Genomic DNA, 5163 nt, shown 5'->3' with positions numbered 1-5163 from the left:
ATACCTAGAGACTGCTTTTAGATATTCGGAGGAGCGTAGTTACTCAGTCTCCTCGCATATTAAACTCATTTGTAAACGAGAGACACTACATCATAAGCTAACTCCTTAGCTAGTAGATATACTGTATATGCTTCATCTTCCTTACTACCACTATCTCTAATTCCCTTAGTCCTGTTTTTAATAATAGAAGTTACTGCGTACACTCTTATTATACCTAGAAGAGTCATAGGTTGTTGTAATACTTACCAGAGTTTTAGAATCAGGATTGTGTTGCTGTGACATGTCCCAAAGTTTTATTGGTGAACCCTTATAATATCTTCGAAAACTGAAAGACAGCTTGAATTCCTGATGTGCTCAACACCATATGCATTAGTCGGAGATTAGATTTCTCTCAAAGCGCTTTCGCAAGATGGAGATTTTTTCTCTCTGTTACATTCTGTCTTCGAAAAACAGATGTTTCAGGGTCATAGAAATAGTTAATCTCTCTGTTAAGAATTTCTTTTCCGACTTCTAACTTAAATTGATGTTGGAAGTGTAAGGCACAAAGAGAATATCTAAAATCGTCCACTATTTTGCTTTCAGTAAATACCTCAATCTGGACATTTAATAGAAAATACGGTATAATGAATCCTGTTTTTCTCCTACATACTAATATGATTAGGGTCGTTTGCACAAATTGCGGTGCTGTGTATAGCGTAGCGGGTGCAAGAATTCCTAAGAAAGGGAAAGAGGTAAAGTGTTCTCACTGCCACCACACATGGCTTTTTATGCCAGAAAGTGCTAGTATATCCTCCAAAGGTCCGCCTGGTGGTAAAAAAGAACGGGTAGAGAAGTTCTTTTGGGGGAAGACTTTGATACAAATGATAATTTTATTTCCCCTTTTGTTCTTCTTTTCGTCCTCTTTTCAAGATCGTTTCTCATACACTTTTAGAAAGATTTATCGGTTAACCGAAATCTATGATACTTCTGACATTAAGCTGCGTAGCTCTGGTGTGGAAGTATTGAAAGTGCATAGTGATGGTACTATGCAAGTGAGAGTCAGGTGGGTAATCATCAATGACGCCGGCAAGGAACGATTTGTGCCTGGTGTGCGCTTTACTTTCTATGATGAGAACCAAAAAAGTGTATTCTCAAAAAAAATAGAGGTAGATAAGTACAATGTGATAAAAGGCAAGACAGGCATGAATTTCGAAAGGGTGATTAAGGGAGTGCCCAGTTCAGCAAATACAGTTAAGGTTCGTGCAGGTAACGCTTTTGAGATCCTTTTCTAACGATATACCCGAGTTTACCGTAACGGAAATTATGGGTGTGCTGCAAAGATTTATGCAGGAAACGTTCTATAGCATAAAGGTTAGAGGGGAAATTAGTGGCTTATCTAGGCCCAATTCGGGACACGTATACTTTACACTAAAGGACAGCAACTCTGTAATAAACGCCGTATGTTGGCACGGAACAAGGCTCAGAGTACAGTTTCGCGATGGATTAGAAGTAGTGTGTACCGGTTATTTAAGCGTGTACCAATCCAAGTATCAGCTTATTGTAACCGATATGACATTGGCAGGTTATGGAAAATTAGCTGCCATGCTTGCGGAACTAAAGAAAAAACTGGAATTCGAAGGACTTTTTAGCCCTGCACGAAAGAGAAAGCTTCCGTTTTTACCAACAAAAATCGGAGTTATAACCTCTCCTACAGGTGCAGTTATTAGTGATATTATAAGCCGAGTAAAGCAAAGGTTCCCTAGCAATGTTGTTGTATGGCCTGTACAAGTGCAAGGAGATAGAGCCAGCGCCATGGTTATCGAGGCTATTAAGGGATTTAATAGCTTTGTGGACCCTCCCCATGTGATAATTGTGGCGAGAGGTGGAGGAAGCTTTGAAGACTTATGGCCGTTTAATGATGAAGAACTAGCTAGAACTGTTGCGGCATCCAAAATCCCTGTTGTATCAGCTATAGGGCATGAAACAGATTTTACCATAATAGACTATGTAGCAGACTTGCGTGCTTCGACTCCAACAGCTGCTGTGGAGCTGGTGTTGCCAGAAAAAAGTAAACTAGTTGCTAGCATAAACGAAAAATTTGTTCGAACTAAAATCTCCTTTGAGAGAATAGTGAAAATGCAAGAATATCGCCTGTTGAAGCTATGCGGTATTCTAACAGAGAAGAAAAATAGTCTACTACAAAAAAGTAGAGTTGCTTTGGAATATAAGCAAAAAATCCGATACCTTCTGCAGGTTTCCTTACTAAGGAAAAGACAATACCTAGAGAGTTTGATGCAAAGACTTTCCTACTATGACAGCAAACATATCTTGGGTGTTGGTTATGCTATAGTACGCGACGAACACGAAAAGCAGATAAACTCTGTAAAAGCTCTTTCGACTAATGACACCATAACCATAGAGCTCAAGGATGGTAAACGCCGCGCTATCATCATATGAACCAACTTTTCTTCGTTCTATGGCCTCGATTCCCCTTATGTAGTGCTACATAAAAATACGTGTACTACTGCAATTACGCTACAATGCAAGGAAATGCAGAAGTGCTCCTCCGCCAGTAGAGACATACGAAAAATCTTGTTCACAATAACCAAACGATCGCATAGCGAATATACTATCGCCTCCTCCTATGATAGTTTTAGCTCCGTTCTCCTTATGACAAGATACGAGTGCTTTGGTTAATCTCTCAGTTCCTCCCTTAAAAGACTCGTGCTCGAAAACACCTAATGGTCCATTCCAAAATATGGTTTTACACTTCCTGGTGGTTTCTTCTACGATGCGGGAAGTTTTCTCCCCAATATCAAATATTGAGTCTTCCATTGTCAGATCATTGTTGTCTTTCACTTTAACTTGACCTTCTAGGTTCTGCGCTACAACATGATCCACAGGTAGTATGATTTTACAACCACTCTTTTTTGCAGCTTCTATAACTGCCAAGGCTTCCTCAATATTTTTCTCAAAAAACGAATTCCCAATCTTGAATCCCATGGCATCTAGAAATGTGGTGGATAGACTTCCTCCTAATATCAGAAAATCTAGCCTGCTCGCGAAATTTCGGAGCATAGGTATCTTTACAGAAGTTTTCGCCCCACCTATTATGGCAGCCCCTGGGCTTTCACTCACGATACCATCTAAGTAATTTAGTTCTTCTTGTAGATTGAACCCTGCAAACGATGGCAGTAGATTCATAATGGCATCTACGGAAGCATGCTTTCTATGGGAGCAAGAAAACGCATCATTAATATATATGTCTGCCAGAGATGCAAGCTGCCGTGCAAACCCTAAATCATTCTCTACTTCACCAGCAAAAAATCTAAGGTTTTCCAGTAGAACTACAGAGCCCCAAGGTAGGGAATCTATCACGCTATCAACTTCTTCTCTGGTAATATCGGAAATGAAAGTGACCTCAACTCCTAAGACTTTGCTTACGACGTCTACTACCTGCCTTAGAGAAAATTCCTCCTCTCGTGCCTTAGGTCTTCCAAGGTGGGAAATCATCACAACCTTTGCCTTAGCCTTTACCAGAAACTCAACTGTAGGTGTGATCCTCTCTATTCTAGTTTTATCATGAACCTCTCCATTGCTAATGGGAACATTGAGGTCAACACGCAACAGAACCCTACTGTTGCTTATATTAGCAGAACCTATTACTGGTAAATCTCGGATATCTCCCATACGCAAAAACCATCTCCTAAGTTTTGAAGAAAATGCGATATAGGCACATTAATGCCTCACCACAGAAAGTTTACACACGTGTAGTATACGATACAAGCAATAACTATTCGTACAAATGCTGCAGAAAATTTACAGTGATTCTGGAGATACTTTTGGCTATATGGTGTTAAACAGCATTTGTCACGTACGATCAAACGATGCTATGAGGTTGTATTTATGCTTTAACCTTTTCTCATGCGATAACAATTTGTGCAGTCGCCGTTTTGGTTCATGCATGTTACCAATATGGGTAACATTTTCTTACAAGAAATGGGGTTTCATACTTAATGGAGTTTCTTATATTGTTATCAAATAGTTATCTGAGTTACACCAGAAACTAGAACAAATGCCGTCTAATTTCACCATTATTCATTATTTAACTATGCAGCATGTATAATTCAGCACTGCTAGTGTTACAGGGAGGGTTTTATGGAGCAAGTGCCTGATGCTACACAGGGAAGTACCGGGCCTTCGGGAATACAGTGGGAAGTGGTCAAACACAAAAAATACGGCAGCCGTAGTTTATCCCGAGTATCCTGCTTATACTCCTTGAAGATATATGGTGTAAACGGTGTTCTTGCTTTTGATACTGAACCCATTAGGAATGTGTTACTAAGAATTAACCTATCAGTAGACTGTGTATTGTTAAACAAAGCCGTCAGCATAGAAATACTGGACGGTATATCTTTTGGGAAGTTTGCAAGTAAGAAGAAAAATTACTCTTCACGCCTACAAGATTTGTCGAAGCACTTCGAGAGTGTGTTGGGTATTATCCTACCAGAGAGCTTAAAGAAAAGCTTCTATGAAGAATTTGATGAAGCTGCAAAATTATTAAGGAGCTCATTTAGCATCTAGTATATTACGGTTTTTTCCATAATCGCCGTTCTTGGTTCATAGCTACATTTCCTCACACATACAACAATAGCAGAGATGACAATTTCATGGTTTTTTGTGCATGCAAGTATTATGCTAGCATTCTACTATGGAGAGTCAGAAAGCTTAAGATAGTACAAGTGGTAATCCACACGATATATTTGTTTACTTGTTACTTCTACGAGAATAAGTCAGTAGGCAGGCACCTAGTGGATCGGTTGCTTAGCAGCAAACCCGTCGTTCTGGTGTAACTATGCACTTGTTAGTGGCCGACATGATAGAGCAGGACAGCTTGCTTGTAGAAATGCTAATTACTCCATCTCGCTTCAATAATGAAGCAGGCCCTATACGCAAGATCTACCACCATTACTAGTTTGTATGGCCTAAACGAGTCTGCTTGGTTTTAATATAATTTCCGTTATATTCGTTGATCTCCATGTGAAAAGGAATCGTCTTTGTCACATCAAATCCATACTTACTTATCTCCTGCACTTTGTGAGGATTATTGGTTAGCAACTGAAGGCTCGATATCCCCAGGTTCCTTAAAATCATGGCTGCAGGTAAGAATATGCGTTCATCGTC

Annotated in this window: 5 protein-coding genes and 2 pseudogenes; 4 read left to right on the top strand and 3 right to left on the bottom strand. The window is 39.7% G+C overall.

From position 1 onward, the window contains the following. Positions 1-65: 65 nt before the first annotated feature. The gene (locus KPX09_RS04245) at positions 66-227 is read right to left on the bottom strand and encodes a hypothetical protein (RefSeq protein ID WP_249549140.1); all 162 of its coding nucleotides are present in this window, start codon (positions 225-227) and stop codon (positions 66-68) included. A 396-nt stretch (positions 228-623) separates the two neighbouring features. Between KPX09_RS04245 and KPX09_RS05805 the strand changes: the two are divergent. The 3 genes and pseudogenes from KPX09_RS05805 to xseA form a co-directional block, all read left to right on the top strand. After that, a pseudogene (locus KPX09_RS05805) lies at positions 624-749 on the top strand (zinc-ribbon domain-containing protein); the annotation flags it as partial. An 18-nt stretch (positions 750-767) separates the two neighbouring features. Further along, positions 768-1271, top strand: coding sequence for a hypothetical protein (locus KPX09_RS04240; RefSeq protein WP_249549138.1), 504 nt, complete (start codon positions 768-770; stop codon positions 1269-1271). Beyond that, positions 1240-2436 carry an exodeoxyribonuclease VII large subunit gene (gene xseA / locus KPX09_RS04235; protein ID WP_346017242.1) on the top strand — a complete coding sequence of 399 codons (1197 nt, stop codon included), beginning with the start codon at positions 1240-1242 and terminating at the stop codon, positions 2434-2436. The genes KPX09_RS04240 and xseA overlap by 32 nt, the downstream gene beginning before the upstream one ends. A 78-nt stretch (positions 2437-2514) precedes the next feature. On the opposite strand, the gene KPX09_RS04230 is transcribed toward xseA, so the two are convergent. Next, the gene (locus KPX09_RS04230) at positions 2515-3669 is read right to left on the bottom strand and encodes a phosphoglycerate kinase (protein ID WP_249549137.1); all 1155 of its coding nucleotides are present in this window, start codon (positions 3667-3669) and stop codon (positions 2515-2517) included. 468 nt (positions 3670-4137) lie between these two features. Here KPX09_RS04230 and KPX09_RS04225 point away from each other — a divergent pair, with 468 nt between their 5' ends. Then, positions 4138-4563 (top strand): hypothetical protein, encoded by a 426-nt coding sequence (locus tag KPX09_RS04225; protein ID WP_011451336.1) that lies wholly within the window; start codon positions 4138-4140, stop codon positions 4561-4563. Between the two features lie 387 nt (positions 4564-4950). On the opposite strand, the pseudogene KPX09_RS04220 reads toward KPX09_RS04225, so the two are convergent. Continuing rightward, a pseudogene (locus KPX09_RS04220) lies at positions 4951-5163 on the bottom strand (GTP cyclohydrolase II); the annotation flags it as partial.

It is taken from the genome of Anaplasma phagocytophilum, assembly GCF_023476575.1.
GTDB lineage: Bacteria > Pseudomonadota > Alphaproteobacteria > Rickettsiales > Anaplasmataceae > Anaplasma > Anaplasma phagocytophilum_A.
The sequence above is the reverse complement of the archived record's forward strand: the minus strand, read 5'-3'. Positions and strand labels throughout refer to the sequence as shown.

Excerpts from the sequence above, each read along its gene's own strand:
- KPX09_RS04245 (WP_249549140.1), bottom strand. The coding sequence starts at position 227 with ATGACTCTTCTAGGTATAATAAGAGTGTACGCAGTAACTTCTATTATT.
- KPX09_RS04225 (WP_011451336.1), top strand. The coding sequence starts at position 4,138 with ATGGAGCAAGTGCCTGATGCTACACAGGGAAGTACCGGGCCTTCGGGA.
- KPX09_RS04240 (WP_249549138.1), top strand. The coding sequence starts at position 768 with ATGCCAGAAAGTGCTAGTATATCCTCCAAAGGTCCGCCTGGTGGTAAA.
- KPX09_RS04230 (WP_249549137.1), bottom strand. The coding sequence starts at position 3,669 with ATGGGAGATATCCGAGATTTACCAGTAATAGGTTCTGCTAATATAAGC.